Here is a 25,924-nt window from a genome sequence, read left to right as displayed (position 1 = left end):
TAACGCTGGCCCGATCGGAAGTTGGTCGGGAGGGACGCTCGCACAACGCCTCCGGCGTTGGGTCGCAAGAACTCAAAGTCTCCGGCGAAACGCCCTCCCGCACGGAGCATCTTGCGCCGTCCGGTTCCTGCCGTCAAGTCCTTGTCGGCGCGTTTTCCGCACTCACAGCGAAAACCCAGTTACCCCCCGAATCCCCCCTGCCCGCCCCCGGCGGTCGGGTCAGCCGAGGAGGCCGGCGTCGCGGGCGGCGCGCAGCGAGGGCTTGATGCGGTGGGTGGGGCCGACCTGGCCGGCCACCGCGTCGAGGGTCTTGAGGCCCTCGCCGGTGTTGAAGACGACGGTCTCGGCGGTCGGGTCCAGGCGGCCCGACTCGACCAGCTTGCGCAGCACGGCCACGGTCACGCCGCCGGCCGTCTCGGCGAAGACGCCGGTGGTGCGGGCCAGCAGGCGGATGCCGGCGCGGATCTCGTCGTCGTCGACGTACTCCATCCAGCCCCCCGTGCGGCGCACCGCCTCCAGGGCGTAGATGCCGGCGGCCGGGTCGCCGATGTTCAGGGACTTGGCGATGCCGGTCGGCCGGACGGGGGTGATGGTGTCGGTGTCGGCGTGCAGGGCGGTGGCGATCGGGTTGCAGCCGGCCGACTGCGCGCCGAACACCTTCCAGCCGCCGGCCGGCGCCTCGACCAGGCCGATCTCGACCAGCTCGGCGAAAGCCTTGTCGATCTTGGTGAGCAGTTCGCCGGAGGCCATCGGGATCACCACCTGCGCGGGGATCCGCCAGCCGAGCTGCTCGGCCACCTCGTAGCCGAGCGTCTTCGAGCCCTCGGCGTAGTAGGGGCGCACGTTGACGTTGACGAACGCGGTGTCCTCGAACTCGTCCGTCTCGACCAGCTCGCCGCAGAGCCGGTTCACGTCGTCGTACGAGCCGTCGATGGCGACCAGCTCGCCGCCGTAGACGGCGGTGGTGATGACCTTGCCCTGCTCCAGGTCGCCGGGGATGAAGACCACCGACGGCGCGCCGGCCCGGGCCGCGTGCGCGGCGACGGAGTTGGCCAGGTTTCCGGTGGAGGCGCAGGCGTAGCGGCTGAAGCCGAGCGCGCGGGCGGCGGTCAACGCCACCGAGACGACCCGGTCCTTGAACGAGTGGGTCGGGTTCGCGCTGTCGTCCTTGACCCAGAGCGGGCCGGTGACGCCCAGTTCGGCGGCCAGGTGCGGGGCGGCCACCAGCGGGGTGAAGCCGGGGTCGAGGGTGACCCGGGTGGCCGGGTCCTGCCCGGCGGGCAGCAGCGCCGCGTACCGCCACATGTTGCGCGGGCCCGCCTCGATCTGCTCCCGGGTGACCGTCGCCAGCGCGGCGGCGTCGTAGTCGACCTCCAGCGGGCCGAAACACTCGTAGCAGGCGTGCTGGGCGGCGAGCGGATAGCGGGCCGAACAGGCGCGGCAGACCAGGGCGCGGGCGGGGCTGGCGGCGGTGTCGATGCCGGAGGGGGCGAACGTCGACGTCATGTCGAGGGTCCTCTCATCTTTCCCCGCATCGCACCCTGCGGCGGGGACGGAATTGGCACCTGCCCCGCCGGTCGCTCTGCGGTGAGCGCGCGGGGTGGTTGCCGGGGCGTCGTCGGGCCGTATCCCTCAGCCCCTCTGGATGAGGTATGCAGTTGTGCCGTCGAGTCTAAGCACCGACAACGCCCAGATCGACGTCGGATCCCACGCTGTGAGCGATCCCGCAGCCGCCGTCGATCCGCCGGGCGGGGCCGGCGGAACCCTCCTCGACGGTACGGATTCAGACGGTCACCGAGCGGGAGCCGGCGGGGCGCCGGGCGCGCAGCAGGGTGTCGAGCGCCCACGCGCCGGGGCCGAACACGGCGATCAGCAGGAACGACCAGCAGAACAGGACGGCCAGCTCACCGCCGTTGCGTAGCGGGAGCAGCGCGTCGGGCTGGTGCACCACGAAGTACGCGTACGCCATCGAGCCGGACGCCAGCAGGGCCGCCGGCCGGGTCAACAGCCCGACGAGGACCAGGCCGCCGCAGACCGCCTGGATCAGCGCGGCCCACCAGCCCGGCCACTCGCCGAGCGGGACCGCCTCGCCGGTGCCCCGGCTGCCGCCGAGGATCCCGAGCAGTGAGGCCAGGCCGTGGCAGAGGAAGAGCAGTCCGACGACGGCGCGGAACAGGGACAGGGCCGGGCCACCGATCCGGTCAGCGAGCATCAGGGCACCTCCGATCAGGACGACAGGACGGCACCAGAATGCCGACAGGCATTCGACCGTGTCGATGGATTCCCTATTCGTGGGAACGCTCCCATGAATCGGGGCGTCCCTGCCGCCGGGCGCGCTGGCGCGGGCCCGTTACGGTGCCGGTCACATCGACGGAAAGGAACGCGCTGATGCGTCGCAAGCTCGTCCCGGTGATGGCGCTGACCATGGCCTGCCTGCTGGTGGTGACGACCGCCTGCTCCACGGGCAACCGGAAGAAGCGGAACCGGTCCGCCGACCGGCCCGCGGGCACCGCCGTCGAGCGGGACGACGTCGACACCGCCCGGGCGACCCCGACCCCCCGCCCCACCGGCGACCGGCTCAGCTGCCTGGAACTGCGCAACACCCTGGTCGGCAGCAGGAAGGTCCGCTACCGCGGGTACGCCGCCCCGATCCGCCTCGCCGGCGGCCGCTGGTCCGACCCCGACGGCACGACGGTGGAGTTGCAGCGGCCGTGCGCCGTGGGCGACCTCGACGGCGACGGCGCGGGCGACGCGGTGGGGGTGGTCATGCTCGACGGCGGCGGCACCGGCCGCTTCTTCACCCTCGCCGCCTGGCGCAACGTCAGGGGGGAGCCGGACTACCAGGCCCAGGTCGACCTCGGCGACCGTACGCCGGTGGAGAGCGTCAGCGTGCGCGACGGCAGGGCGACGGTGGTCTACCTGACCCGACCGGCGGACGGCCCGATGGCGGAACTGAGCATCCGGCGCACCGCCGTCTACCAGCTCCGGGGCACCACGCTGGCCGAGCTGCGCCACACCGACGCCCGGGTGACCGACGCGTCCGGCGACGGCGACACCGCCGACTCCGGCACCGCGCCGGACTCCCCCGACTCCCCCACCCGCAAGCGCAGGCCCCGGTCCCGCTGACGCCCCCGCGACCGGGCCGCCTCAGCCCGGGACCGTCGATCGTTGCCGGCTCCGGCCGGAACGAGCAGGCGCGGCTCAGCCCGGGACCGGCCGGTGGACCGGTGGCCTCGGGAGCCGTACGGATGCGCTGGCCGGGCAATTCCGCTGGCGCACCTCGCCGAGGCAGCCCCACTCCGGGCCCGGGGGGCGTTCGAAGTACTGGACGGGCCGCGACGGGATGGCCTCGGTGGTGAACGTGCCGGCGCCGCTCGGGATGCGTTGCTCGTGGGAACCGGTCGTGTCGGTGTAGGAGGCGACGATGTGCCACTCGCACGTGTGGGTGGACACCTCGGGCTGGATGCGGAAGGCTTTGGACTGACCGTTGCCCAGCTCGACGACGTTACGGCGGAAGTACAGCTGGCCCTCCTCCGGCTCGCCCTCGGCCAGGACGTACGGGCCGTGCGGCTTGTCCGTCGGCCCACCGGTCAGGTCCCACAGCAGCCCCTGCCGGGACTCCGCACCCGCCGGGGGAAGGGTGACGACGGTCTGCGCCGTGGGGGCGCGGCAGGAGTCCTTGACGGCGGCCATGTCGTTGATCGTGAGCCCGGCAGCGCGGTCGCTGTTCAGGTTCAGGTCGAACGTCTGGGCATGGCCGCGATTCTCGTTGCCGTCCTCGAACGGGGCCACGTAGGACGCGTGCTCGACCATCCGGCCGCCGAGCGGCTTCAGGAACTCCCACACCTCCGACCGGGCGCCGGTCAGGGCGGTGAGGGCCGCCTGCTCGTCCTCGGTCAGCGGCCGGTCGAGCAGCACGGTGAAGGCCTCGGGCAGGTCCCGGTCGTAGTCGAGGGGAGTGACGGTGGACACGAACGCGGGCTGCTCACGGTCGACCGCCTTCTCGGCCTGCCTGTCCGAGCGGGCCCGATCGGTGGCCGTCGACCGGTCCGGACGGGTGTCCGGGAGCCCGGCGGAGCACCGGCCGGTGCGACGATCGGGCGATGGCGACCCCCGCGTACCGACCCGCACCGTGTCCGCGCGGCGGAGTTCCCACGCCGGCACGGCTGGTCGGCGTCACGAAGGCCAACCCAGTCCTGCTCGGCGCCTGCTCCGCGGCGCCTGGAGGAAGGCGGCCGACCCGACGCCTTAGCTGGTGACGTCCTTGCGGGTGAAGCGCCAGAACGCCAGCCCCCAGAACAGCGTCGCGTAGCTGATCGCGGAGATCGCGCCGCGTACCACGTCGTCGGTCTGCACCGGCGTCGAGAGCAGGCCCAGCCAGGCGGTGCTGTAGTGCGTCGGCAGGAACGCGCGCAGCGCGCCCAGCGCGGTGATCTGGTCGAGGATGCTGGAGAGGATCCAGAGCAGCACCGCGCCGCCGACCGCGCCGAGCGCGGCGTCCGTGACCACCGACAGCAGGAACGCCAGTCCGGCCACCACCAGGAGTACGACCGCCAGGTAGCCGAGCACCCCCAGCAGCCGCAGCAGCCCCTCGCCCGGTTCGAGCTGGGCCGCCACGGTGCTGCGCAGCGGCTCCCAGCCGTAGCGCAGCGTGCCGATCAGCAGGGCGGTGCCGGCGAGCAGCAGCAGCGCCAGGGCCGAGTAGACGAGCGCGACCACCAGCTTCACCGTCAGCAGGCGGGCCCGGGGCACCGGCACCGCCAGCAGGTACCGCAGGCTGCCCCAGCTCGCCTCGCTGGCCACCGTGTCGCCGCAGAACAGCGCCACCACCACGACCATCAGGAACGACGCCGAGACGAAGATGGTGAAGAGGGTGAAGTTCAGCCCGCCCGACGTGGCGAACTCCACCAGGCTGCCGAACTCCCCGCGCCCGTTGTCGTCGTCGTCGCCCGTGTCGAACTGGAACGCGATCAGGATGATCAACGGCAGCAGCACCATGAAACCCAGCGCGAGCTGCGTACGCCGCCGGGAGGCCTGCCGCCGGAACTCGGCGCCGAACGGCAGGGTCGCCGCCGGCCGGTAGCCGGCCGCCGCGCCCGCCGTGGGTGACGTGCCCGCCATCATCGGTCCCCGCTTCCCCGAGAGTTCTCGCCCACCAGGGCGAGGAACGCGTCCTCCAGGCGGCGCCGCGGCACCACCCGGTCCACCCCGATGCCGGCCCGGACCAGCTCGGCGACCACCTCGCTGCGGGCGGTGCCGTTGGTGTCCACCACGAGCTGGCCCTCGCCGTCGGGGAGCACCCGCACCCCGTGCAGGCCGGCGAGCACCGCCCGGGCGGCCTCCGGGTCGGTCACGTCGAACAGCACGCTGGGCGACTCGCCGACGATCTCCTCGACGGGGCCCGAGGCGACGATGCGGCCCTTGTTCACCACCACCGCGTGCGTACAGGTCTGCTCCACCTCGGCCAGCAGGTGGCTGGAGACCAGCACCGCCCGGCCGTCCGTGGCGTAGCGCTGGAGCACCCGGCGCATCTCCGCGATCTGCGGCGGATCGAGCCCGTCGGTCGGCTCGTCGAGCACCAGCAGCTCGGGCAGGCCCAGCATCGCCTGCGCGATGGCGAGTCGCTGTTTCATGCCGTGGCTGTAGTTCTTGATCCGCCGGTGCACGGAGTCGCCCAGGCCGGCGATCTCCAGTGCCTCCTCGAAGTGCGCGTCCTCGGCCGGCCGCCCCGTGGCCCGCCAGTACGCCTTCAGGTTCTCCAGACCGGACAGGTGCGGCAGGAAGCCCGGCCCCTCGACCAGCGCCCCGATCCGGGACAGCACCGGCGACCCGGGCACCAGCCGGTGCCCGAAGACGTAGATCTCGCCGGCCGTCGGCTGGGTCAGCCCCATCAGCACCCGCAGCGTGGTGGTCTTGCCCGCGCCGTTCGGGCCGAGCAGGCCGACGACCTGACCGGGGTGCACCTCGAAGTCCACGTTGGAGACGGCGACGAAGCCGTCCGCGTACTCCTTGCGGAGCTGCCGCACGGCCAGCGGGACGCCCGCGTACGCCGGGTGCACGGAGCTGTCCTGGCGGCGGTGCCGGCGGCGGACCACGGCGACGACCACGACGAGCCCGACGACGATCGCGGCGACCAGCCCGGCCAGCACCCAGCGCCACACGGTCGCGGAGGTGGGGATCGGGTCGCCGGCGACGGTCGGCAGGCTGACCGCGCCGGTGGCCGCGACGGTGTGCACGGCCGGCTCGACCGGGGTGGCGTACGCCTGGTCGGAGGTCGCCACCACCACGCGCAGCCGGTGCCCGGCCTCGATCCGGCGCACGATCGCCGGCAGGGTGACGGTGACCGGGCGTGCCGCGTCGATCGTCGGCGGCAGGCCGGTGAGCCGGACCGGGGCGACCAGGCCGTTGGGCAGGGTGGCCGCGCCGTTGGGGTCGACGTCGTAGAGCTTGACGAAGAGCACGGCCTCCCCCGTCGGCGACGCCGCGCGGACGTCGACGGTCGGGGCGCCCACCACGTCGACCGCCTCGGCCAGCGGCTCCGACTCGAACCGGGCGTGCTGGCCGGGAATGTCGCCGGCCACGCCGCCGAGCAGCGCCGACAGCTCACCGGCGAAGGGCACCGAGGAGATGGCGGCGGGGTTGCCGGCCGGCGGGTTGGCGACGGGCTGGGCGGGGCCGGCCACCGGCACGCTCCGGCGGGCCGTGCCGGCGACGCCGGGGTAGTCGGCGTAGCGGTAGCCGGTGGCCACCAGCCCCCGGTCGAGGGCGTCGAAGCCGGCGATACGCGACCAGGTGAAGTCGTCGCCCGGGGCCTCGCCCTCGCCCTTGACGTAGTGGTCGAGCCACTGCACGGTCAGGAACTTCACCCGGTCCGAGTCGGTCTTCGGACCCTCGCCGCCGTCGTGGCCGCCGGTGAACCAGGCCACCCGCACGGGCGTGCCGGCGGCGGCGATGCCGCGCGCGTTGGCGTCCGCCTCGCCGAGCGGGAAGAGGGTGTCCGCCTCGCCCTGCACCAGCAGGGTCGGCGCCTTGATCCGGTCGAGCACCCCGGCCGGGCTGGAGCGGCGCAGCAGGTCCACGGCGGCCTGGTCGGCCCGCCCCGTGGTGGCGATGCGCAGGTACGCGGCGCAGATGTCGGCGGCGAACCGGCCGCACGCCGGGTCGCCGGCGCCGGCCGGCGCGCGCCCCGGGCCGGTGCCCGGACCGGCGCCCGGCCCCGGGCTGGGCGGGCCGGCGGAGACGGGCGCCCCCTCGGGCTGCGCGGCGCTGGTCCCGGAGAGCCCGGCCGGCCCGGAGCCGACGTTGCCGCCGCCGCCGAAGAACAGCCCGGCCCAGCCGGACTTGAACACGCCCTCGGTGGGCTCCTTGCCGCTGCTCTCCGGCAGGAAGGAGCGGGACAGGTCGTTCCAGGTGATCATCGGCACGATCGCGTCGACGCGCTGGTCCTGCGCGGCGAGCAGCAGCGCCAGGGCGCCGCCGTACGAGCCGCCGACGACGCCCACCCGTGGGTCCCCGTCGGCGTCGGTGCGGACGTCGGGGCGGGCGGCGAGCCAGTCCAGCAGCCGTTGCGCGTCGCGTACCTCGTAGTCCGGGTGGTCCAGGTGGATCTGCCCGCCGCTGCGGCCGAAGCCCCGCGCGGTCCAGGTGAGCACCGCGTAGCCGCGCCCGGCGAACTCCTCGGCGTCGGCGCGTACGGACTCCTTGGTGCCGCCGAAGCCGTGCGCCAGCAGCACCGCCGGCACCTTGTCGGCCGCCGAGGCGCCCTCGGGCAGGTAGAGCGTGGTGTCCAGGTCGACGGACTCGTCCCCGGTCGGCCCGGAGGCGACGTTCACGAACGCCGCCTCGGTGCGCACGGCCGGCTCCCGCGGCAGGACCGCCCAGGTCACGGCGGCGGCGAGCAGCACGACGATCGCCGTCGCTGCGACGACGCGCCGGCGGGTGGACAGGGCACGCCGGATCCACGCGGCCGACAACGGCGATCTCATTCGGCACACGGTACGGCCCGGATCCTGAGCGTTGGCTGAGATCCTCCGTACGTCCGTCCGGTCGGGCCGATCGGCGTCCGGGGCGCGCGGTCCAGACCGTCCCAGGAAGATGAATTCGGATCACGTGAATTCCGATGTTCGTCGGAAATCCACTCTGATCCATCCTTGTCACTCTCCGTCCCGACACCCAGCGTGCCCGACGAGTTACCCAGGGGTTACTTCGGGCTTCATGACGCAAAGCTGACCGTCCGGCGGCCGGATCAACTCCCCGCTGGTCGGTTAGTTTTCCGGTCCGGTGCACGGGACTTCACCGTCGACCCCCGACACCCACCACCATCCCGTGCTCCCGCCGGAGGAGACAGACATGACAGTCCCCGCGCCGCCGGCCCGCCGGCGGCCCACCGCGGTGGGCCGCGTACTGCCACTGCTGCTCCTCGTCGCCCTGCTCGCGCCGATGACCCTGCTCTTCGTGCAGACCTGGCGGCTCACGGCCGACGACCGGGACCTGGCCAGCCGGGAACGGCTGGGCGTGGAGTACCTGCACGCCCTCGGCCCGGTCACCCACGCCCTGGTCGACGCCCAGTCCGCCGCCGTCGCCGCCCGACCCGCCGACAGCGCGGCGCTGACCCGCGCGGTCGAGGCCGCCGCCTCCGTCGACACGCGGATCGGCGCCGAGCTGCGGACCCAGGAACGCTGGGCCGGCCTGCGGGCCAAGATCGAGGCGCTGGGCGCCCGCGGCCCCGCCGACCCGGAGGCGGCCCTCGCCGCGTACGGCGAGGCCACCGACCTGCTGCTGGCCCTGCACGACAAGGTCCGAGAGACCTCCGGACTCGTCCGCGACCCCCGGTCGGACTCCTTCTTCCTCCAGCACGCGAGCCGGGACCTGCCCGAGACGGTGGTGGCGACCGGGCGGCTGGCGGACCTGGCCGTGCTCGCCGCCCGCCGGCCCGCCGCCGACCGCAACCGCACCGCCGTCGAGATCGCCGCCCTCCGGGTCGCCGTCCTCACCCCGGCCGGCGACCTGGTCACCGACCTGCGGGCCGCCGTGGACAGTTCGGAGAGCGCCGACCTCGGCGCGAGCGTGCTGACCCCGCTCGACACGTACCAGCGGGCCGTCGAGGCGCTGGCGGCCAACTCCACCCCGAACGGCCGCGACGCCGTGGCCGACCAGGCGCAGACCACCGGCGCCCGGCGCGACGCGCAGGCCGCCGCCGAGCAGCTCCAACCCGTCATCCTGGACGAACTCGACGCGCTGCTCGCCGAACGCCTCGGCGACCTGGACCGCGGCCGGTGGCTGACCGTCGCGGCCGGGGTGCTGGCCGTACTGCTGTGGGCGGCACTCGGCACGTTGTGGCTCGCCGCCGCCCGCCGGGCCCGACAGCGCGCGGCGCAGGCCCGGCGCGAGCGGGACGGGGCCGCCGGCCCGCCGGAGGACACGCCGTGGCCGCCGACCACCGAACCGCGTCGACTCCAGCCCGTGGGGCCGGCCCGCGAACCCGGCGCGCAGTGGGGGCCCGCCGATGCTGCTCGCTAGGCTCCGGATCCGGGGCAAGCTCGCGCTGCTCGTGGTCATCCCGCTGCTCAGCATCGTGGGGCTGGCCGTGCCGGCGGTGCTCGACCGGGTGGCCGCCGCCCAGCGCGCCGGCGACATCGCCGAGCGGGTCCGCGTCGCCAGCCGCATCGGCACCCTCGTGCAGGACCTGCAACAGGAACGCGTCCTCTCCGTCGGCCTGCTGCTCGGCCGCGTCACCCGCACCGAACTGGTGCAGCGGACGGCCAGCGTGGACGACCGGGTCGCCGACCTGCGGGCCACCCGGGGCGACAAGCTGCCGCCCCGGGTCGCCGAGGCCCTGCACGGCGTACGCGGGCTGACCGACCTGCGGGCCGCCGTGCTCGCCGGGACCGCCACCCCGGACCAGATCATGGCCGCGTACGGGCCCGTCAACACGGCGCTGATCGAGTCGCTGCGGCTGCCGTTCGGGGTGGACACGGAGACGGCGGCGGGACGGCAGGTGCTGGCCCTGGACGGGCTGCTGCGCGCCGACGAGGGGCTGGCCGCCTGCGCCACCCTGATCGTGCTCGTCAAGGCCACCGGCGCGCCCCGGGCGAGCGCCTCGTACGTCGCCTGCATGGCCGCGCTGCGCGTGGACAACCAGCGGTTCCGCAGCCTCATCACGCCGGAGCAGTTCGCGCTGGCGAGACTCAACGACGCGGCCGTGGCCGCCCGTACCAGCGCGGGCTTCCTCCACACGAGCGCGTTGGACCCGGCCGGCGCGACCAGGGGCATCCCGCTGGACGCGCTCTTCCCGTCGGTCCGCTCGATGATCACCTTCGGGCAGTTCATCGAGAAGAAGCTCGTCGCCGACGTCATCGCCGAGGTGACCCGGCAGCAGCGCCGGGCACTGACCGAGGCGTACCTGGTCGGTGGGGTCGCCACCCTGATCCTCGCCGTGGTGGTGCTGCTCAGCGCGGCCGTCGCGAGGACGGTGGCCCGGCCGCTGACCCGGCTCACCCGCTCCGCCGACCGGGTGGCCCGGGTCGCCGAGGCGGAGCTGACCCGGGTCGCCGACGACGAGACCGAGGGCGTCGCGCCGGTGCGCCTCGACCCGGTCGACGTACGGGCCCGCGACGAGATCGGCGACCTGGCCCGCGCGTTCGACCGGGTGCAGAGCACCGCCGCCCGGCTCGTCGAACGGCAGGTCGCCGGACGGCGCAACGTGGCGCAGATGTTCGGCCACGTCGGCCGCCGTACGCAGAACCTCGTCGGCCGGCAGATCGCGCTGATCGACCGGCTGGAGCGGCAGGAGACCGACCCCGACCGGCTGGAGCACCTGTACCGGCTCGACCACATCTCCAGCCGGCTACGCCGCAACGCGGGCAGCCTGGTGGTGCTCTCCGGCTCGGCCGGTGCGGACCCCCACGTGGCGCCGGTGCCGCTCGGCGACGTGGTCCGGCTGGCGCTCGGCGAGATCGAGGACTACACGCGCGTCGACATGCGGGTCCCGTCCGGCGTGTCGGTGGCGCCCGGCGCCGTCGGCGACCTCGTCCTGGCGCTGGCCGAGCTGATGGAGAACGCCACCGTCTTCTCCCCGCCGCACACCCGGGTCACGGTCGACGGCGAGCAGACCGGCTCCGGGGCGCGGCTGACCGTGGTCGACCGGGGCATCGGCATGGCCCGGGAGCGGCTGGCGGAGGAGAACGCCCGGCTCACCCGGCGGGAGCGGCTGGATCTCGCGCCGACCGAGGTGCTGGGGCTCTTCGTGGTGGGCCGGCTGGCCCGCCGGCACGGCTGGACGGTGCGGCTGGCACCGACCGCCGGCGGCGGCGTGTCCGCCCACCTGGAGGTCCCGGAGACCTCGCTGGTGATCCACCGCGCCGAGCGGGCCGGCGTGGCCGTGGCCCGGGCCGCCGTACCCGCGCGCGATCGGCGCTCCCCCGCCGACGCGCCGGAGGCCGCCCGGGCCCGCGTCACGGCGGCCGAGGCACCGGCTGCCCTGCCCCGCCGCGCGGCGGCCGTCGCGGCGCCGGAGGCCCGCGCGGCGGTCGGGCCGGCGCCGGAGGCCCCGCCGTCCGGGTTCGACGCGGCGCTGCTGAGCCGCGCCACGCGCAGCATGGAGTCCGGCGCCCCCTGGGACGCGTTCGGCTCCGGGGGCGAGCCCGAGGCGCCGGCCGGGGCCGCCCCGCCGGGCATCCGCCAGCGGGTGCCGGGCGCCACCCTGCGCCCCGCCGACCCGTCGACGGTGGGGCCGGTGGAGGTCGGCGGCGCCGATCCGGCCGCCGCCCGCGCCCTCGTCGAGGCCGTCGAGTCGGGCGTACGCCGGGCCGAGCGCGGCCACCGTACGCCGGACGGCACGGTGCCGGGCCGGCTGACCCGGCGGGTGCCCGGGGCCAACCTCGCCGCCACCCCGGCCCGGCAGCCCGACAGCCCGCACCCGGGAAATCCGGACGAGGTCCGCGACCTCCTCACCGAGTTCGAGGCGGGCGTCGCCCGTGCTCTGCGTGAAGTCAGCCAAGACCACCGCTACGAAGAGGGAACATCACGGTGACCAGCCCCTTCCTGCACGACAATGTCGACCACCAGAACCCGGGAGCCGGGGACCTGAGCCCGGAGGCGCGTACCTTCAACTGGTTGCTGGACTCCTTCACCTCCAGCACGGCCGGCGTGCTGGAGGCGATCGCCGTCTCGTCGGACGGTCTGCTGATGGCCATGTCGGCGATCAAGGACCGCTCCAACGCCGAGCGGCTCGCCGCCGTGGTCTCCGGCATGACGAGCCTCGCCGGCGGCGCCGCGAGCTGGTACGCCCTCGGCGGGCTGAACCGGGTGGTCGTGGACATGGCCGAGGGCTACCTGCTCATCAGCGCGATCAGCAGCGGTTCCGTGCTCGGGGTGGTGGCCGACCGCTCGGCGAACCTCGGCACCGTGGCCTACGAGATGACGCTCTTCGCCGGCCGGGCCGGTGGCGCCCTCACCCCGAGACTGATCGCCGAGTTGAAGAACGCCGCTCAGCAATGACCCCGGAGGTCGCCGGCGAGGGACCGGACCCGGAGCCCACGATCCGGATCCGGCCCTACCTGCGCGCGTCGTCCCCGCACGACGCCCGCCCCGGCCTGCCGGCGGCCACGGCCGCGCCGACGCCCGAGGACGGGCCGCCGGGCCCGCGCCCGTTCGTGCTCACCGCCGGGCGGGTGGCCGGCGCCGACCCGGCGATCGGGCTGGAGACGCAGGTGACCGCCCGGCCGGCGACCGACCGGTCCGCACCGCTGAACCTGCTGGCGCCCGAGTTGCAGGCGATCGTCGCGCTCTGCGACGAGCCGATCTCGGTCGCCGAGATCTCCGCCCGCACCCGGCTGCACTTCGGTGTGGCCCGGGTGCTGGTCGGCGACCTCCGCGCGGCGGGCCACCTGGACGTGCACGACGGCGCCGACGCCCTCGACCCCGACATCATCCTCCGAGTGATTGATGGACTCCGTGCGATCTCCTGAATGGCCGGTCGCCCCGCTGGGCGGGATCGCCGCCAACAGCGCCGCCGCCCGGTACGGCTCCCCGACGGGGCCGCAACCCGCCGCGTCCGCTCCGCCGCCGCACCGGTCGCCGGCCACCGGCGTGGCCTCGGTGCCCCGGCCCGCGCCGGCCGCCGCGCCGCCGATCCCCGTCAAGATCCTCATCGCCGGCGGTTTCGGGGTCGGCAAGACCACCACGGTCGGCGCGATCTCCGAGATCGCCCCGCTGACCACCGAGGCGGAGATGACCACCGCCGGGATCGGCATCGACGACCCCGGCGTACGCTCCGCGAAGACCACCACCACGGTGGCGATGGACTTCGGCTGCGTCACCATCGACCGCAGCCTGAAGCTGTACCTGTTCGGCACGCCGGGGCAGGCCCGCTTCGGCTTCATGTGGGACGACCTGGCCCGCGGGGCGCTCGGCGCCCTCGTCGTGGTGGACAGCGCCCGGCTGGACGACTGCTACCCGGCGATCGACTTCTTCGAGCGGGCCGGCCTGCCCTTCGTGGTCGGCGTGAACGCCTTCGACGGGCGGCTGGCGCACGACCTCGACGCGATCCGGTGGGCGCTGGCCGTCGGCGACCACGTGCCCCTGGTGCAGTTCGACGCCCGGGACCGGCTCTCGGTGCGGGACGCCCTGCTGGTCGTCCTGGACCGCGCACTCGAGCGGGCCACCCGGGAGAGGAAGTCCTGAACCGCTGCGGCGGTTCGACCCGTTTCGCGAGAAGGGGTGGTCGTGATGAGAGGTGGACTGGACGAGACACTGGCCCGGATGGCCCGCCGCGAGGAGGCCCTGCGCCGGCGGGCCGCCGACGCGGGGGCGGCGGGCGGGGAGGTCGCCGACCCGGCGGAGGCGCGCGACGGCTCCGCCCCGGGCCGCGCCGAGCCCCGGGCCGAGGTGCGCAACGCCGGACCGGGCTGGGCCGACACGCGGCGGAGCGCGGAACCCCGCGACCCCGTGGCGGAGGTCGCCGAGGCCGTCCGCCGGGCGGTGGCCGGCCACCCCGGCACGGCGGTCAGCATCCGGGTGGAGCACGACGGGCAGGCGTACCCGCTGCGGGTCGCCTGGACCGACGCGGGCGTGACGGTCGACGCGGAGGCTGCCGCGCCGCCACCGCCGTGGCCCCTGTCGGTCAAGACCGTGCCGGCCTGGACGCCGGCCCGGGAGGGGCTGGCCCCGGACCCGGCGGCGCGGCTGGCCGAGCTGATCCGCCGCGACCCGTCCCTGCTCGGCGACGGTGACGGGCTCCGCGCGGCGCACGACGCCCCGGGGACGGGCGCGGCGTGACCACGGCGGCTAGGGTCGGGCGGTGGCGGAACCCGACCTGACCCTGACCGCGAGCCTGCGGCCGGCGGCCCTGGACGCCCGGCGGGGCGTCGTCCGGCTGCACCCCGAGGTGCTCACCGCGCTGGCGCTGCGCCCCGGCGACCCGGTGCGGCTGGCGGGCCGGCGGACGACCGCCGGCATCGTCGCGCCGGCCGAGCCGACCGCCAGCACGGCGCTGCTCTACGCCGACGACCTGCTGCTGGGCAACCTCGGGATCCGCGACGGCGGCCAGGTCACGGTGAGCCCCCTGCCGGTCACCCCGGCCCGCCGGGTGCTGCTCGCCGGTCCGGCGCAGATCGCCGCCGTGGTCTCCCCCGAGATGCTCCGTCTGGCCCTGCTCGGCAAGGTGGTGACGACCGGGGACGACGTGTCGCTGCTGCCGCAGGACGTCCTGCCCGACGCCTCGGTGCGCAGCCTGGTGGAAGCCGCCCGGCGCAGCCTCTCCAACAGCGTCGGGTACGCCTGGACCAGCACCCTGCTCGCCGTGGTCGCCGCCGAGCCCGACACCGGCTCGCTGGTCACCATGGACACGGTGGTCGGCTGGGAACACGGCCAGGCGACCCACGGCTCCGCCGGCACCACGCCCGGTGGGGGTCGCCTCGGGGCCGGCGGCCCGACGGCGGACGGGACCGCCCCGGGCCGACCGGGTGCCGCGGGCGTACGCGGCGGCGGCCCGGCCGTGGACGCCACGGGACGGACCGTCGGGAGCGACGACGACGCGCCGCCCGCGGTGGACGAGCTGCCCGGGCTGCGGGCGCAGGCCGAGGAGCTCACCGAGCTGCTCGACCTCGGCTTCCACCACCGGGAGGTGCTCGGCCGGCTGGGCACGACCGTCTCGCTGGGCGTGCTGGTCGCCGGGCCGGCCGGCTCCGGCAAGGCCGCGCTCGTACGCGCCGTGGCCGCCCGGGTCGGGGCCCGGGTCAGCCCGCTCTGGGCCCCCGAGGTCGCCGCGCTGACCAACCAGGCCGCCGCCGACCGGCTGCGCACCGCCGCCGCCGAGGCGCGCGCCGACGGCCCCGGGGTGCTGCTGGTCACCGACGTGGAGGCACTCGCCCCGGCGGACGGCCCGGGCCCGGTGGCGACCGTGTTCCGGCAGGTGGTCGCCGAGACCGTACGGGCGGGGGTGGCGGTCGTCTGCACCACGGGCCGGCCCGAGGCCGTCGACCCCGCGTTGCGCGCCCCGGACCTGCTCTCGCTGCGGATCAGCGTCCCGCTGCCGGACGCGGCCCTGCGCCGGGAGCAGTTGACGGTGCTGACCCGACAGGTCCCGCTCGCCGACGACGTACGGCTCGACGAGGTCGCCGGGCGTACCCCCGGTTTCGTCGCCGCCGACCTGGCCGCGCTGGTCCGCGAGGCCGGGGTGCGCGCGGCGCTGCGGCAGAAGTCGGCGGAGACGCCGACGGTGGCCATGGCGGACTTCGCCGCGGCGCTGGAGGTCGTCCGGCCCACCACCATGGCCGCCTCCACCCTGGAGCTGGCCTCGGTGACGCTGGACGACGTGGGCGACCTGACGGAGGTCAAGGAGACGCTCACCGAGTCGGTGCTGTGGCCGCTGACCTACCCGGACACCTTCGCCCGGCTGGGCGTGCAGCCGCCGCGCGGGGTGCTCCTCTACGGCCCGCCGGGCTGCGGCAAGACCTACCTGGTGACGGCGCTGGCCGGCTCGGGGCGGGCGAACGTGCTCTCGGTGAAGGGCGCGGAGCTGCTGTCGAAGTGGGTCGGCGAGAGCGAGCGCGCGGTCCGCGAACTGTTCCGCCGGGCCCGCGAGGCCGCGCCCACCCTGATCTTCCTGGACGAGGTGGACGCGCTCGCCCCGGTACGCGGCCAGGCCAGCGACGGCGGCACCACCGACCGGGTGGTGGCCGCGCTGCTCACGGAGCTGGACGGGGTGGAGACGCTGCGCAACGTGGTGGTGGTCGGCGCGACGAACCGGCCGGACCTGATCGACCCGGCGCTGCTGCGCCCCGGGCGGCTGGAGCGGCTGGTCTACGTGCCGCCGCCGGACGGGCCGGCGCGGGCGGAGATCCTGCGCGCCTCGGCGCGCAACGTGCCGCTGGCACCCGAGGTGGACCTCGTGGAGCTGGGCGAAGCATTGGACGGCTTCTCGGCCGCCGACTGCGCCGCGCTGGTGCGGGAGGCGGCGCTGGCCGCCATGCGGGAGTCGCTGACCGCGTCCACGGTCACCGCCGCGCACGTGGCCTCGGCCCGCGCCCGGGTCCGCCCGTCCCTGGACCCGACCCAGGTCGCCTGGCTCGCCGCGTACGCCGAGAAGCGGGCCGGCTGACCGCCGGCTCCCCGGTTCGACGGGCCGGCGGGCCGGCGGGCCGGCGGGCGTCAGTCGGTCGGCAGGAGGGGGCCGAGGGGCCCGAGGTCGAGGTTGAGGTCCTCGGGCGCGAGGCCGAAGTACTCGCGCAGCCCCGTCATCTGCTCCTCCAGCGCCATCAGCGTGGTGCCGATCCGTTCGACCTGTTCCTCGGTGAGGTCGCCGAGGTCGACGCGGCGCAGGGCCTGCCGCTCCATGAGCTGCCGCAGCAGCTCGATCACGGTGAGCACGAGGCTGGCCAGTCCCCGCTCGACGGAGTCCCGGTCGACGGCCAGCCGGCGGTCCAGCGGCGTCACCCGGGGTGGCTGCCACCGGGTGTCACCGAGCGCGGCGGCGAGTTCGGCCGCCTCGTCCCGCCGGACGCCACCACCGCCGGGGCGGCCCGCGCCCGCCATCCCGGCTGCTCCGCCGCCCGGGCCGGCCGCGTTCCCACCCGGGACGGCCGCGTTCCCGGCGGGGCCGTCGGCGCGGGCGCCGGGGGCGGTCATACCGGCGGTCCCGGCGTCCAGGCGACGTCGTCCGGGGCGGCGTCGCGCAGCTCCGGCGGGGCCAGCGCGCCGACGGAGGCGACCAGTGCACGCAGGGAGATCCGGACCAGGTCCACGTCGGCGACGGCGATGGTGATGTCGCCGCTGATCACCACGCCGGTGGCGAGGACCCGGTCGAGCAGGTCGACCAGGGCCACCGGCCGGTAGGCCAGCGGGTCGTCGGCGCTGCTCGGCGCGAGCGACGTGGTCATGTCGCCGACCCCCGGGCCGTCAGCACGCCGGCTCCCGTACGGTCAGCGCCGGCCCGGCGGGCCGTTCGTCGGCGAAGGAGTACGGCGGCCACGGGCCGGTCAGCTCCAGTCGGATCTCGGGATGCCGTCCGGCGAGCGCGTCGACCAGCCGGCGGAACCCGGCGACCGCCCCGTGCCCGATCAGGTACGCCCCGTTGAGCGCCATCGCGGTGGGCGCCCCGGAGAGCCGGCGGTCCTGCGGGGGGTGCCGCCGGGCGGCCGCCGCGTGCCCCGCCAGTGCCTCGTGCACGGCCCCGGCGGCCTCGGCGGCGATCCGCTGCCCCTCTCGCGGGCGGTGAGCTGGGCCCGGCGCCGCCGCAGGTACGCCGCCCCGGCGCCACCCGACCCGGCGGGCTCCGTAGGGCGGGGCGTCGCGCCGGGCACGACGTACCCCTTGACGCCCCACTCGTCGTGGCCGGTGAGCCGGTCGAGGACGGCGGTCAGCTCCGCCCGGCGGGCGGTGAGCTGCCCCGCCACCCGGGCGTCGTCGTGGTGGACGGTGGCCAGTCGGGCCGGCACCACCGCGCCGACCCGGGAGAGGGCCGCGACGACCGCGTGGTGCGTCCGGGCCGCCCGTTCCAACCAGGCCAGGTCCTCCAGGTTGCGGCGCAGGGCCTCCTCGCCGTACTCGGACAGCGGCGCGGCGCTGACGACGGCGACCAGGCCGGCGACCCGCACCGCGCGCGCCGCGGCGCCGTCCATCCCGACGGTCGTGGCGAGCAGGGCCGGATCGACGTCGCGTGTCACGCCGTGCAGCCACACCCCGACACCGGTGCCCGCCGGCCCGGCGGCGGGCAGGAGGTCAGCCGTCGAACTCATCCCACTCCTCTCCGCGGGCGGCCCTGCGGGCGACCCGGGGGCGGCGTTCCGCCTCCACCTGTTCCGGGTCGCGTGGGCCGGGCTCCACCGGCGGCCTCGCCCGCGAGCTGAGCCACGGGTCGTGCTCCCACCAGTCGATGCCGATCTGCCGTGCCGTGTCGACCGAGGCGATGACCAGCCGCAGCTTGAGCGTCAGCAGCTCGATGTCGAGCAGGCTGACCCGGATGTCGCCGGCGATCACGATGCCCCGGTCGAGCACGCGTTCCAGGATGTCGCCGAGGTTGGCCGGCTCGTGCCCGGCGGGCAGGACCTGGCCGGAGTTCTGCACCACCGGCGGCGGCTGCGTGGTCACCTCAACCCACCTCGCCCTTGCCGCGCTGGTAGCGCCGCACCCGCCGGTAGCCGAGCAGCCCGCCCTCCAGGTCCAGCTCCACCTCGTAGAGGCCGAGCAGGTCGGTGGAGGCCGGGACGCGCCGGTCCTCGACCACCTCCACCCCGACCAGCCAGCCGTCCCGTGACGACTTCAGCGAGGTGGTCCCCACGGGATCACGGCCGGTCAACTCGACGACCTGCCGCAGCCCCTCGCGCGCCGCCTCGGCGGCCGAGATCGGTTCGAGGTACTCCTCCTCGTCGTACCGGTCGTCGACGGGCTCACTCCTGCGCGCCCGCCCGCCGTCGCCGCGGATCAGATCCACCATCGCGCCCACCTCCCTCGCCCCCGCCGGGGGCCGCCCCCCGGGCGCCGCCGGTCAGCCGTTCCAGCACCCGCTGCTGCCCCTGGTCCCGTTCCGCGGCGCTGATCTCGCCGGCGGCCTCCGCCGCGTCCAATGCCTCCAGCTCGCGCCGGACGTCGACGGGGTTGTGCTGACGTGACTCCGCCTCCCGGGCGACCACCTTCACCACGGCGGTCAGCCCCCGCACCGGCGCGTACGGCAGGGTCAGCAGCGCCCACAGGATGTCCACCGCTCACCCGGTCAGCTGATGGGCGCTGACGAAGTCGTACGGGGCGAGCGGGCCGAGCAGCCGCATCCGGATCAGCTCCCGGCGCTGCTCGGCGTACTCCTCGACCGCCGCGACGAACTCGTCCTCCCGGTCCTGGTCGACCAGGAAGGCGGCGTTCGCCGCGTCCAGCTCGTTGCTCGGCGCCCGGGGCGCGCTCGCCACGACGAGCGGGTCGAGCGCGTCGACGAGCTGCCGGTTCTCCGCCTCCCGGCGTAGCTCCACCGCCTGGCTGATGATCTCGCCGAGGCGGATCCGCTGCGGCCGGGTGGCCGCCTCCGGGTGCCCGCGCACCTGGTCCGCCAGCTCGGCGGCGGCCGGGTTCTCCGCCAGCACCGCCGCGATCAGCCTCGCCTCGTCGTAGCGGCCGTGCACGGTGTACTGGATCCGGCCCTCGAATTCGTCGAGGGCGGCGGCGAACCGGTCGTGGTGCGCGTCCAGCAGGTCGGCGACCGCGTCGGACCCGGTGACGACCGTGCCGAAGCGCACCGGCAGCACCGGCGCCACCGCCGCCGTGCCGTCCAGCATCTCCTGGTACGCGGTCAGGTCCGCCGGCCGGCCGATCGGCTCGGTCAAGCTCACCTCGCTGACCAGCGCGGCCAGTTCGCCGTGCCGGATCGCCGCCACCTCGCCGGGCGGGTCGCCGACCCCGGCGGCGTCCGCAGTCGGCTCCACGTCCGAGGGCACGATGCCGTAGATGAACAGTCCGGTCTCCTCGGCCATGCTCACCGACCCCCGTCCCGGCGTCGTCGGGGCCGGTCGCGGTCCCTACTCGCGCCGCCGTCCCGGTCGTCGGTGCCGAGGCCGCCGACGGTGTCCCTGACGGTGCCGCCAAGCGCACCGACGGCTCCGCCGATCCCGGAGACGGCACCGCCCGCGCCGAGCGCGCCGGCGGCGTCCCCGACCAGGTCGGTCAGCCCCTTCTGGTCCGCCGGGGTGATGTCGAACCGGTCCACCGCCTCCGCGAAGCGCAGGTACGTCTCGATGCTGGCGATGGTGATCCGGGCGTTGATCTCCAACAGCTGGATGCCGACCACGTTGACGGAGACCTGGGCGTCGATCACCACGCCCTTGTCCAGCACGGTCTCCACGACGTCGGCCAGGCTCGAGCCGGCCCCGCCGCGTTCCAGGGCACCGCCGGCCGGGCCCTCGCTCGTCGCGATGCTCACTCCCGTTCCTCCCGTCGACGCCGGACCACGGGTCGGCGGGGCGCTTCCGGGGACCGACGGGCCCGGGGCTCCTCGCGGGGGCGGGGCTCCTCCCTCGGCTGGGGGCGACGGGCCCGCTCCGGGGCGCGGCGACGCGGCGGGGTCTGCTCCTCCTCCGGCTCCTCCCCGTACTCGTCGTAGTCGCCCTCGTCGTACTGGTCCTCGTACTCCTCCTCGGCCGGACGGCGGCGCTGCGGTGGCCGGCGGCGCGCGGTGGGCCGGCGCTCCTCGCGCGGCTCCTCCCCGGCCTCCTCCTCGGCCTCCTCCTCGGGCTCCCGCCGGCCGCGCGGCGCACGCTCCGGCCGCCGCCCACGAGGCTGTTCCTCCTGCCGCTCCCGCTCCTCCCGCTCCTCCCGCTCCTCCTGCTCCTGCTCCTCGCGCAGCGCGGTCTCGTGGTCCCGGACGACCTGCGAGTCCTCGATCTCGCCGCGCCAGCCCTGCACCGAGTCCGGATCGAGGACGGTCTCGGTCATCACGTGCCGGACGAAGTGCTTCAGCTCCAGCCGGACGCGGCGGCCCTGGGCCCGCCACAGGTTCCCGGTGTGCTCGAAGAGACCCTGCGGGTGGTACTCCAGCACCACCAGGATGCGGGTCAGGTCGGGCGACAGCTCGTGGAAGCTGACCGTGCCGTCCACCGAGCCCTTCTCGCCCTTGGAGCGCCAGTGGATGAGCTTGTCCGGGATCTGCCGCACGATGGTGGACTCCCAGGTGCGGTGCGACCAGAAGACCTGCGCCTTCCAGGTCAGCTTCTCGTCCGACTCGGTGTCGACGTTCTCGACCTTCTTCATGAAGCTCGGGAAGTCGCCGAACTGGGTCCACTGGTCGTACGCGACCCGGACCGGCACGCCGACCTCGATCGTCTCCACGATGTTGGTGACCTTGAGCTTCTTGCCGCCGCCCTTGCCACCCTTGCCGCCCTTGCCGAGAGCCGCCATGATTTTCTCCTTACCGCCGGCCACCCCGGCATGGACCATCGCCTTGACCGGGGAGCCACCCTCGGCGAGCTTCTGCGCGCCGGTGGCGGCGGCGATCAGGCCGGGGCCGCCGCCCTGCTTCGCGTAGTCGCTGAGCCGGCCCGTCGCGCCCGTGATCCGCTCGGTCACCACCTGGACCGCGCGTTCGCCGATGGCGCTGGCCAGGTTGCGCGCCTCGCCGGCGAGTTGGCCCCGGACCTTGTCCCCGAGGCCGCCGGGGTTCGTCGTACCCGTCATGGTCACCGCCCCCGCTGCTCGGTGCCGGCCTCGGACCGCCCGCCCTCGGCGTCCTGCTGCCCGCCCTGAGCGTCGGCGTCCTGCTGCCCGCCCTGAGCGTCGGCGTCCTGCTGCCCGCCCTGAGCGTCGGCGTCCCGCTGCCCGCCCTCGGCGGCGGCGCCCGGCCGGTCGCCGTCGGGGGTGCCTGCGCCGCCCTTGCGGCGCAGCGCGTCGGCCGAGCCGCGCAGCTTGCCGCTGATGGCGTCGATGCCGCTGCCGGCGGCGGCGGTCGCGGCCGCCTTCGAGGCGGCCGCGAGGGGGGCGCCGAGGCGACCGATGTTGCTCAACTGGGGGGACGACTGGATCAGGTTGCCGCCCGCCTTCAGCAGCCCACCGGGCTCCCGGCTGGCCCGGCCGGCCGCGACCGCGGCCGCCAGGGTGAGGGCGGTACGCAGTTTGCGCCGCCGGCCGAGCAGGTAGCCGAAGCCGACCGCGAGCCCGATTCGTGCTCCGCTTCTCATCAGTTCTCCTTCGCTCCCCGCCGCGCCGGACACCTGACGGCAATGGTCGAAAGAATGGCCGCCGGGGATCAGCACGCGCCGGACCGCACATCAGGTGCCCCGTTCAATCGGACCCGGCGGGCAATACCCGTTGCCTCAACGGCAAAACATTTTCCGCGCTTTACCGACGCCATTGACCGGGGCTCGACCCACGCACCTCGCTAGGCGCGCAAAAGGGACACAGGAGCGGCCCAGAGCAGGAAGAACGTCAGAGGGTGAAGAATCGCCGAATGACCGTCACACGGCCGGCAGCGCCGAATCGAGGCATATTTCCGCGTGCACCTTACCGCCATCCTCGCGCAATTTAGCCCCGCATTTTTCCAGGACGGACACGGCGCCGAGATTGTCGACCGTGGTCTCCGCGACCACGAGGCGCATTCCGGCCGCCGCCGCCTCGTTCAACAACTCGCGCAGGGCGGCCGCGCCGATCCCCTGGCCCCGGGCGGAGCGGCCCAGCCACATCCCGGTCTCGACCGTGCCGGGCTCGCCTCGTCGGCTCATCCGGATCATGCCGACCACCTCGCCGCCGGCCAGGATCGCGTACATGCAGGTGCCGGTCGGGCCGTCCAGGCCGGCGAAGCTGGCCCGGTGGAACTCACGGAACGCCTCCCGGCGGGCGTGCGACCACCCCGCCGGCGCCTCCACCGGCGGCATCACGTCGCTGGGCTCCGCCTCCGCAGCCGCTACGGAGAGCAATGGCTCCAGGTTTCGCTCGTCGATCGGCTCCAACCGCACCGTTCCCGCCACGTGCCGCAGTCTGCCGCCCCCACCGGCTCAAGTCCACCCCATCGGGCTTCCACTGGCGGTCCGGCGGAAGGTACCGGCCGGTCGGACCGCATGGTGCTCCGCCTCACGCTCCGCTGTCGAGGCTGGCAGGGCAGCCGGCGGGCGCGGGCCGGTCAGGGCTCGTCGGCGTCGAACTCGCAGAGCAGCACCGAGGCGTCGTCGGCGGGCTTGTGCCGACGCAACCGGTCCGGATGGTCACGCTCCGCAGCGCGTACCCGGTCGATCAGCGCGCCCGGCCCCTCCGCGGTCGCCACGTCCAGCAGGCCCGCCCAGTCGAGCAGGCCGAACTGCTCCACCAGCGCCGACGCCCCGTCGCTGAGCAGCGCCGCACGCCGTACCGCGCCCGGCCCGCGCAGCGGCAGGGTGCCCGTCACCGCGTGGAACGCCGCGTCCGGGTCGGCTGCGGCCACCCAGTAGCCGTGGGTACGGTTCATCCGCTCCCGCTGCACGCCGACGGCCAGGCGGAACCGGGTGAGCCGGTCGGCGGAACCCGCCGGCACGGCTGCCACCGTGGCCCGCACCGCCGCCGTGGCGGCGTCCAGCCGGTCGTCCGTGACCACGCTGATCCGGCCGCCGGCGTCGAGCACCAGCGGGCTGTCGCAGAGCACCAGGTAGTCCAGGTGGTCGCCGCCGTCACGCAGCAGACAGACGGTGCTCGACGGGGTGCCCGGATGATCGAGGTCGCACCCGCCGCCGTGGTCGGCCCGGACGGCGAGGATCGCCGCCGCCAGGTTGCTCATCAGTGTCGCCGTCGGGCGGACCGCCTCCGCCAGCCCGAGCCGGGCCGCGAGGTGCCGGACGTACCAGGACGGCCCGTGCACGCAGCCCGTGTCGAAGCCCTCCGGCACGGTCGCGCCGTCCAGTACGCCCGCCAGCGGCCCGAACCGGAAGACGAAGTCCTCGTTGACCGGCCGGCCGGGCGGCGGCGCGGACGCGGAGCGTACCCGCATCGTCCGCGCCGCCCCGACGACCCGGGTCGCCTCAGCGGCGACGGAGGTCGTCGGCGGCCTCATGCGCCTGCCCCTGCATCTGGTGGGCGGCCGACCCGCCCTGGTCCCGGACGGCGGACGCGCCGCTGACGGCCGTGGAACCGACGGCGCGGGCCGCTTCCTGCGCCGGCTCGCGCAGGTTGTGGCGCATCTCGTGGCCCACCTCGCGGCCGACCTCGCTGGCCTGCTCCCGAAGGTGCCCGGCCTGCGCACGCAGCTGGTCGGAGTGCTCGCTCACCATCTCCTTGGCCTGCCCGGCCCACTGCCGTTCGGGACGGCTGGCCGGGATCAGCGACGAGACCAGCAGCCCGGCGCCGAACGCGATGAGGCCGGCCGCGAGGGGGTTGCCCTGCGCCTGCTGGCGGGACTGCTGCCCGAGGGAGCGGGCCTCCTCCCGCACCGACCCGGCCACGTGCGACATCCGTTCCCGGGACTGCTCCCCGAGCCCTCGCGCCGAATCGGCCGCGTGCGACATGCGCTGGCCTGTCGCGTGCGACACCCGCTGCGCGGCACCGTGCCCGTCCGACTGCACGCCCATCACCTTCTCCCTGGCCCGGGTGAGTGCGCCACGGGCCTGCCCGACGCGCTCACCGGCGATCCGTCGCGGATTGACCTTGTCGGCCAGCGCGTCGACGTCGCTGCTCAGTTCGTTCCGGGTGTTCTCGATCTCCCACCGGATCCGGTCCGGATCGTTGGACATGATCTACTCCCTCCCGGCTGGTTCACCGGCCGCGCATCGCGTCCGGTATCTCCCCTGCGGTCTGCCTCGTCCGGGGCAGCACCGCGCGGAGCTGCGCCTTCTCCTTGCGCGCCCTGCCGAGCAGGACACCCGTGACGGCGGCCCAGATGACGGCCACGATCAGCGCCGCCCAGCCCTGGTCCATCACGTTGGACAGCCCCCACCACAGCGCGTACGACACGAACAGCACCGTCAGGAACCCGGCCAGCGCCGCCCCGCCGAACATGCCGCCGACCTTGCCGGCCTGGCCCGCCTCCTCGCGCAGCTCCGCCTTGGCCAGTTCGACCTCCTTGCGGACCAGCGTCGAGAAGTCCCGGGTCACGTCGCCCAACAGGTCGCCGACCGACTGCGTCCGTTCCTTCTCGGGGGCGCTCACGGTGCCACTCCGCCGGGGATGTCCGGCCCCTGCCGACCGGGAGGCGAGGCGTTGCGCACCCGGGCCGTCCCGGTGTACGCCTCCTCGGCCGCGTACGGCGCCTCGACCGTCCGCTCGTACGGTCGCGGGCCGGCCGGGATCGGCGCGGCACCCGGTCCGGTCGGGGCGGCGGCCGGCGGGGTCGACGGCTGGCCCGTGCCCCGCGCCCCGTCGCCCGAGGCGGCCAGGTTCCGGGTGAGCCGCCCGACCAGCATGCCGGCCAGGGCCGCGCCGGCCAGGAAGGTGCCCGGGTGCCGTCGCGCGTACGACCGCACCTCGTCGAGCACCGCCGTGGGTTCGCGCTCGTCGAGCCAGCCGGCGGCCTGTTCGGCGGCGTCGGCCATCCGGCGGACCGCCTGACCGGCCATCCCGGAGTCCTCGCTGCGCTCCGCCATCGAGCCGAGTTCGCGCCCGATGCCGCGCAGCCCGTCGGCGGCCCGGTGCTGTTGCGCCCGGGCCTGGTCGCGCAGTTGCGTGCCGGCCTCGCCGGTCAGGTTGCGCGCCTGCCGCCGGGCCTCCGACGCCACCTGTCCGCCCTGTTCGGCGGCGGTGTGCGCGACCTGTCCGCCGGCCTGGGCCGCCTGGTGCCCGACCCGGGACGCCTCCTGCCGGGCCTGCTGTGCGGTGCCGGTCGCACCGTCCGGTGGCCGGCTCGGGTTCATCTGCGTCATCGCCCGCTCCCTCCGTCGGCCCCGGGCCGCAGCGTCACGGCCCGGAACGTGAACCGGCCGCGGCACGCGGCCCGGAACGACACCCGCGTACCCGTGCGGGTCGCCGACATTCCGGCGCGGGGTCGGGGACA

At 75.2% G+C, this 25,924-nt stretch carries 29 protein-coding genes and 1 riboswitch; of the genes, 8 read left to right on the top strand and 21 right to left on the bottom strand.

Annotated elements, in window-relative coordinates; all coding sequences use genetic code 11:
* Positions 1-219: 219 nt before the first annotated feature.
* Positions 220-1,506 (bottom strand): threonine synthase, encoded by a 1,287-nt coding sequence (gene thrC / locus GA0070610_RS00235; protein ID WP_088998144.1) that lies wholly within the window; start codon positions 1,504-1,506, stop codon positions 220-222.
* A gap of 10 nt (positions 1,507-1,516) precedes the next feature.
* Positions 1,517-1,652, bottom strand: a riboswitch (SAM riboswitch).
* Between the two features lie 131 nt (positions 1,653-1,783).
* On the bottom strand, positions 1,784-2,212 hold the full coding sequence (locus GA0070610_RS00230) for a DoxX family protein (RefSeq protein ID WP_088998143.1): 429 nt from the start codon (positions 2,210-2,212) through the stop codon (positions 1,784-1,786).
* A 176-nt stretch (positions 2,213-2,388) separates the two neighbouring features.
* On the opposite strand from GA0070610_RS00230, the gene GA0070610_RS00225 reads away from it, so the two are divergent.
* The gene (locus GA0070610_RS00225; RefSeq protein ID WP_088998142.1) at positions 2,389-3,126 is read left to right on the top strand and encodes a hypothetical protein; all 738 of its coding nucleotides are present in this window, start codon (positions 2,389-2,391) and stop codon (positions 3,124-3,126) included.
* Positions 3,127-3,201: 75 nt separating this feature from the next.
* Here GA0070610_RS00225 and GA0070610_RS00220 read toward each other — a convergent pair whose 3' ends face one another.
* From GA0070610_RS00220 to GA0070610_RS00210, 3 genes are all read right to left on the bottom strand, one after another.
* Entirely contained in the window at positions 3,202-3,972 is a 771-nt protein-coding gene (locus tag GA0070610_RS00220; RefSeq protein WP_157747013.1) for a hypothetical protein, read from the bottom strand.
* Between the two features lie 276 nt (positions 3,973-4,248).
* Positions 4,249-5,124, bottom strand: coding sequence for an ABC transporter permease (locus GA0070610_RS00215; RefSeq protein WP_088998140.1), 876 nt, complete (start codon positions 5,122-5,124; stop codon positions 4,249-4,251).
* Complete coding sequence (locus tag GA0070610_RS00210) at positions 5,121-7,985, bottom strand: alpha/beta fold hydrolase (RefSeq protein ID WP_088998139.1); 2,865 nt, start codon at positions 7,983-7,985, stop codon at positions 5,121-5,123. The genes GA0070610_RS00215 and GA0070610_RS00210 overlap by 4 nt, the downstream gene beginning before the upstream one ends.
* Before the next feature lie 364 nt (positions 7,986-8,349).
* Here GA0070610_RS00210 and GA0070610_RS00205 point away from each other — a divergent pair, with 364 nt between their 5' ends.
* Genes GA0070610_RS00205 through GA0070610_RS00175 form a run of 7 tightly spaced genes read left to right on the top strand, consistent with a single transcriptional unit; the run spans position 8,350 to position 16,600 of the window.
* Positions 8,350-9,519 (top strand): hypothetical protein, encoded by a 1,170-nt coding sequence (locus tag GA0070610_RS00205; protein WP_088998138.1) that lies wholly within the window; start codon positions 8,350-8,352, stop codon positions 9,517-9,519.
* On the top strand, positions 9,506-12,031 hold the full coding sequence (locus GA0070610_RS00200) for a nitrate- and nitrite sensing domain-containing protein (RefSeq protein WP_088998137.1): 2,526 nt from the start codon (positions 9,506-9,508) through the stop codon (positions 12,029-12,031). The genes GA0070610_RS00205 and GA0070610_RS00200 overlap by 14 nt, the downstream gene beginning before the upstream one ends.
* Positions 12,028-12,498: a roadblock/LC7 domain-containing protein gene (locus tag GA0070610_RS00195; protein ID WP_088998136.1), complete on the top strand. Its 471-nt coding sequence runs from the start codon at positions 12,028-12,030 to the stop codon at positions 12,496-12,498. The genes GA0070610_RS00200 and GA0070610_RS00195 overlap by 4 nt, the downstream gene beginning before the upstream one ends.
* The gene (locus GA0070610_RS00190; protein WP_088998135.1) at positions 12,495-12,968 is read left to right on the top strand and encodes a DUF742 domain-containing protein; all 474 of its coding nucleotides are present in this window, start codon (positions 12,495-12,497) and stop codon (positions 12,966-12,968) included. The genes GA0070610_RS00195 and GA0070610_RS00190 overlap by 4 nt, the downstream gene beginning before the upstream one ends.
* The gene (locus GA0070610_RS00185; protein WP_088998134.1) at positions 12,946-13,683 is read left to right on the top strand and encodes a GTP-binding protein; all 738 of its coding nucleotides are present in this window, start codon (positions 12,946-12,948) and stop codon (positions 13,681-13,683) included. The genes GA0070610_RS00190 and GA0070610_RS00185 overlap by 23 nt, the downstream gene beginning before the upstream one ends.
* Before the next feature lie 45 nt (positions 13,684-13,728).
* The gene (locus GA0070610_RS00180) at positions 13,729-14,277 is read left to right on the top strand and encodes a hypothetical protein (protein ID WP_089003178.1); all 549 of its coding nucleotides are present in this window, start codon (positions 13,729-13,731) and stop codon (positions 14,275-14,277) included.
* Positions 14,278-14,299: 22 nt separating this feature from the next.
* Positions 14,300-16,600: an AAA family ATPase gene (locus GA0070610_RS00175; protein ID WP_088998133.1), complete on the top strand. Its 2,301-nt coding sequence runs from the start codon at positions 14,300-14,302 to the stop codon at positions 16,598-16,600.
* Between the two features lie 50 nt (positions 16,601-16,650).
* Here GA0070610_RS00175 and GA0070610_RS00170 read toward each other — a convergent pair whose 3' ends face one another.
* The 16 genes from GA0070610_RS00170 to GA0070610_RS00100 all read right to left on the bottom strand — a co-directional run bounded on the left by GA0070610_RS00170 (position 16,651) and on the right by GA0070610_RS00100 (position 25,793).
* Entirely contained in the window at positions 16,651-17,127 is a 477-nt protein-coding gene (locus tag GA0070610_RS00170; protein ID WP_231925860.1) for a gas vesicle protein K, read from the bottom strand.
* Entirely contained in the window at positions 17,124-17,378 is a 255-nt protein-coding gene (locus GA0070610_RS00165; protein ID WP_088998132.1) for a gas vesicle protein, read from the bottom strand. Before GA0070610_RS00165 ends, GA0070610_RS00170 begins: the two co-directional genes overlap by 4 nt.
* Before the next feature lie 19 nt (positions 17,379-17,397).
* Complete coding sequence (locus tag GA0070610_RS31630; RefSeq protein ID WP_197697786.1) at positions 17,398-17,667, bottom strand: GvpL/GvpF family gas vesicle protein; 270 nt, start codon at positions 17,665-17,667, stop codon at positions 17,398-17,400.
* Positions 17,559-18,236, bottom strand: coding sequence for a GvpL/GvpF family gas vesicle protein (locus GA0070610_RS00160; protein WP_197697785.1), 678 nt, complete (start codon positions 18,234-18,236; stop codon positions 17,559-17,561). Before GA0070610_RS00160 ends, GA0070610_RS31630 begins: the two co-directional genes overlap by 109 nt.
* On the bottom strand, positions 18,220-18,588 hold the full coding sequence (locus tag GA0070610_RS32050) for a gas vesicle protein (protein WP_088998131.1): 369 nt from the start codon (positions 18,586-18,588) through the stop codon (positions 18,220-18,222). Before GA0070610_RS32050 ends, GA0070610_RS00160 begins: the two co-directional genes overlap by 17 nt.
* Position 18,589: 1 nt before the next feature.
* Positions 18,590-18,934 carry a gas vesicle protein GvpO gene (locus GA0070610_RS00150; protein ID WP_088998130.1) on the bottom strand — a complete coding sequence of 115 codons (345 nt, stop codon included), beginning with the start codon at positions 18,932-18,934 and terminating at the stop codon, positions 18,590-18,592.
* Positions 18,888-19,199, bottom strand: a complete 312-nt coding sequence (locus tag GA0070610_RS00145; RefSeq protein WP_089003176.1) for a gas vesicle protein GvpG — start codon at positions 19,197-19,199, stop codon at positions 18,888-18,890. Before GA0070610_RS00145 ends, GA0070610_RS00150 begins: the two co-directional genes overlap by 47 nt.
* A gap of 3 nt (positions 19,200-19,202) precedes the next feature.
* On the bottom strand, positions 19,203-19,958 hold the full coding sequence (locus GA0070610_RS00140) for a GvpL/GvpF family gas vesicle protein (RefSeq protein ID WP_088998129.1): 756 nt from the start codon (positions 19,956-19,958) through the stop codon (positions 19,203-19,205).
* A 2-nt stretch (positions 19,959-19,960) separates the two neighbouring features.
* Positions 19,961-20,404, bottom strand: coding sequence for a gas vesicle protein GvpJ (gvpJ, locus tag GA0070610_RS32045; RefSeq protein ID WP_088998128.1), 444 nt, complete (start codon positions 20,402-20,404; stop codon positions 19,961-19,963).
* On the bottom strand, positions 20,401-21,654 hold the full coding sequence (locus GA0070610_RS00130) for an SRPBCC family protein (protein WP_088998127.1): 1,254 nt from the start codon (positions 21,652-21,654) through the stop codon (positions 20,401-20,403). Before GA0070610_RS00130 ends, gvpJ begins: the two co-directional genes overlap by 4 nt.
* 2 nt (positions 21,655-21,656) lie before the next feature.
* Positions 21,657-22,154 carry a hypothetical protein gene (locus tag GA0070610_RS00125; protein ID WP_088998126.1) on the bottom strand — a complete coding sequence of 166 codons (498 nt, stop codon included), beginning with the start codon at positions 22,152-22,154 and terminating at the stop codon, positions 21,657-21,659.
* Positions 22,155-22,430: 276 nt separating this feature from the next.
* On the bottom strand, positions 22,431-22,940 hold the full coding sequence (locus tag GA0070610_RS00120) for a GNAT family N-acetyltransferase (RefSeq protein WP_088998125.1): 510 nt from the start codon (positions 22,938-22,940) through the stop codon (positions 22,431-22,433).
* A 152-nt stretch (positions 22,941-23,092) separates the two neighbouring features.
* On the bottom strand, positions 23,093-23,992 hold the full coding sequence (locus GA0070610_RS00115) for a hypothetical protein (RefSeq protein WP_088998124.1): 900 nt from the start codon (positions 23,990-23,992) through the stop codon (positions 23,093-23,095).
* Positions 23,961-24,668, bottom strand: a complete 708-nt coding sequence (locus tag GA0070610_RS00110; protein ID WP_088998123.1) for a DUF3618 domain-containing protein — start codon at positions 24,666-24,668, stop codon at positions 23,961-23,963. Before GA0070610_RS00110 ends, GA0070610_RS00115 begins: the two co-directional genes overlap by 32 nt.
* A gap of 22 nt (positions 24,669-24,690) precedes the next feature.
* A complete protein-coding gene (locus GA0070610_RS00105) occupies positions 24,691-25,083 on the bottom strand; it encodes a phage holin family protein (protein ID WP_088998122.1) in 393 nt (130 codons plus the stop codon).
* A complete protein-coding gene (locus GA0070610_RS00100) occupies positions 25,080-25,793 on the bottom strand; it encodes a hypothetical protein (RefSeq protein WP_088998121.1) in 714 nt (237 codons plus the stop codon). The genes GA0070610_RS00105 and GA0070610_RS00100 overlap by 4 nt, the downstream gene beginning before the upstream one ends.
* Positions 25,794-25,924: the final 131 nt, after the last annotated feature.

It is taken from the genome of Micromonospora echinofusca, from assembly GCF_900091445.1.
GTDB classification, from domain to species: domain Bacteria; phylum Actinomycetota; class Actinomycetes; order Mycobacteriales; family Micromonosporaceae; genus Micromonospora; species Micromonospora echinofusca.
Note: the sequence above shows the minus strand (reverse complement) of the source record. Positions and strands in the feature narration are given on the sequence as shown.

Coding starts and splice junctions, on each gene's coding strand:
- GA0070610_RS00200 (WP_088998137.1), top strand. CDS start 9,506: ATGCTGCTCGCTAGGCTCCGGATCCGGGGCAAGCTCGCGCTGCTCGTG.
- GA0070610_RS00190 (WP_088998135.1), top strand. CDS start 12,495: ATGACCCCGGAGGTCGCCGGCGAGGGACCGGACCCGGAGCCCACGATC.
- GA0070610_RS00185 (WP_088998134.1), top strand. CDS start 12,946: ATGGACTCCGTGCGATCTCCTGAATGGCCGGTCGCCCCGCTGGGCGGG.
- GA0070610_RS00180 (WP_089003178.1), top strand. CDS start 13,729: ATGAGAGGTGGACTGGACGAGACACTGGCCCGGATGGCCCGCCGCGAG.
- GA0070610_RS00230 (WP_088998143.1), bottom strand. CDS start 2,212: ATGCTCGCTGACCGGATCGGTGGCCCGGCCCTGTCCCTGTTCCGCGCC.
- GA0070610_RS00100 (WP_088998121.1), bottom strand. CDS start 25,793: ATGACGCAGATGAACCCGAGCCGGCCACCGGACGGTGCGACCGGCACC.
- GA0070610_RS00165 (WP_088998132.1), bottom strand. CDS start 17,378: ATGACCACGTCGCTCGCGCCGAGCAGCGCCGACGACCCGCTGGCCTAC.
- GA0070610_RS00130 (WP_088998127.1), bottom strand. CDS start 21,654: ATGACGGGTACGACGAACCCCGGCGGCCTCGGGGACAAGGTCCGGGGC.
- GA0070610_RS00225 (WP_088998142.1), top strand. CDS start 2,389: ATGCGTCGCAAGCTCGTCCCGGTGATGGCGCTGACCATGGCCTGCCTG.
- GA0070610_RS00210 (WP_088998139.1), bottom strand. CDS start 7,985: ATGAGATCGCCGTTGTCGGCCGCGTGGATCCGGCGTGCCCTGTCCACC.
- GA0070610_RS00125 (WP_088998126.1), bottom strand. CDS start 22,154: ATGAGAAGCGGAGCACGAATCGGGCTCGCGGTCGGCTTCGGCTACCTG.
- thrC (WP_088998144.1), bottom strand. CDS start 1,506: ATGACGTCGACGTTCGCCCCCTCCGGCATCGACACCGCCGCCAGCCCC.
- GA0070610_RS00150 (WP_088998130.1), bottom strand. CDS start 18,934: ATGGTGGATCTGATCCGCGGCGACGGCGGGCGGGCGCGCAGGAGTGAG.
- GA0070610_RS00205 (WP_088998138.1), top strand. CDS start 8,350: ATGACAGTCCCCGCGCCGCCGGCCCGCCGGCGGCCCACCGCGGTGGGC.
- GA0070610_RS00115 (WP_088998124.1), bottom strand. CDS start 23,992: ATGAGGCCGCCGACGACCTCCGTCGCCGCTGAGGCGACCCGGGTCGTC.
- GA0070610_RS00170 (WP_231925860.1), bottom strand. CDS start 17,127: ATGACCGCCCCCGGCGCCCGCGCCGACGGCCCCGCCGGGAACGCGGCC.
- GA0070610_RS00110 (WP_088998123.1), bottom strand. CDS start 24,668: ATGTCCAACGATCCGGACCGGATCCGGTGGGAGATCGAGAACACCCGG.
- GA0070610_RS00140 (WP_088998129.1), bottom strand. CDS start 19,958: ATGGCCGAGGAGACCGGACTGTTCATCTACGGCATCGTGCCCTCGGAC.
- GA0070610_RS00160 (WP_197697785.1), bottom strand. CDS start 18,236: ATGAGTTCGACGGCTGACCTCCTGCCCGCCGCCGGGCCGGCGGGCACC.
- GA0070610_RS00215 (WP_088998140.1), bottom strand. CDS start 5,124: ATGATGGCGGGCACGTCACCCACGGCGGGCGCGGCGGCCGGCTACCGG.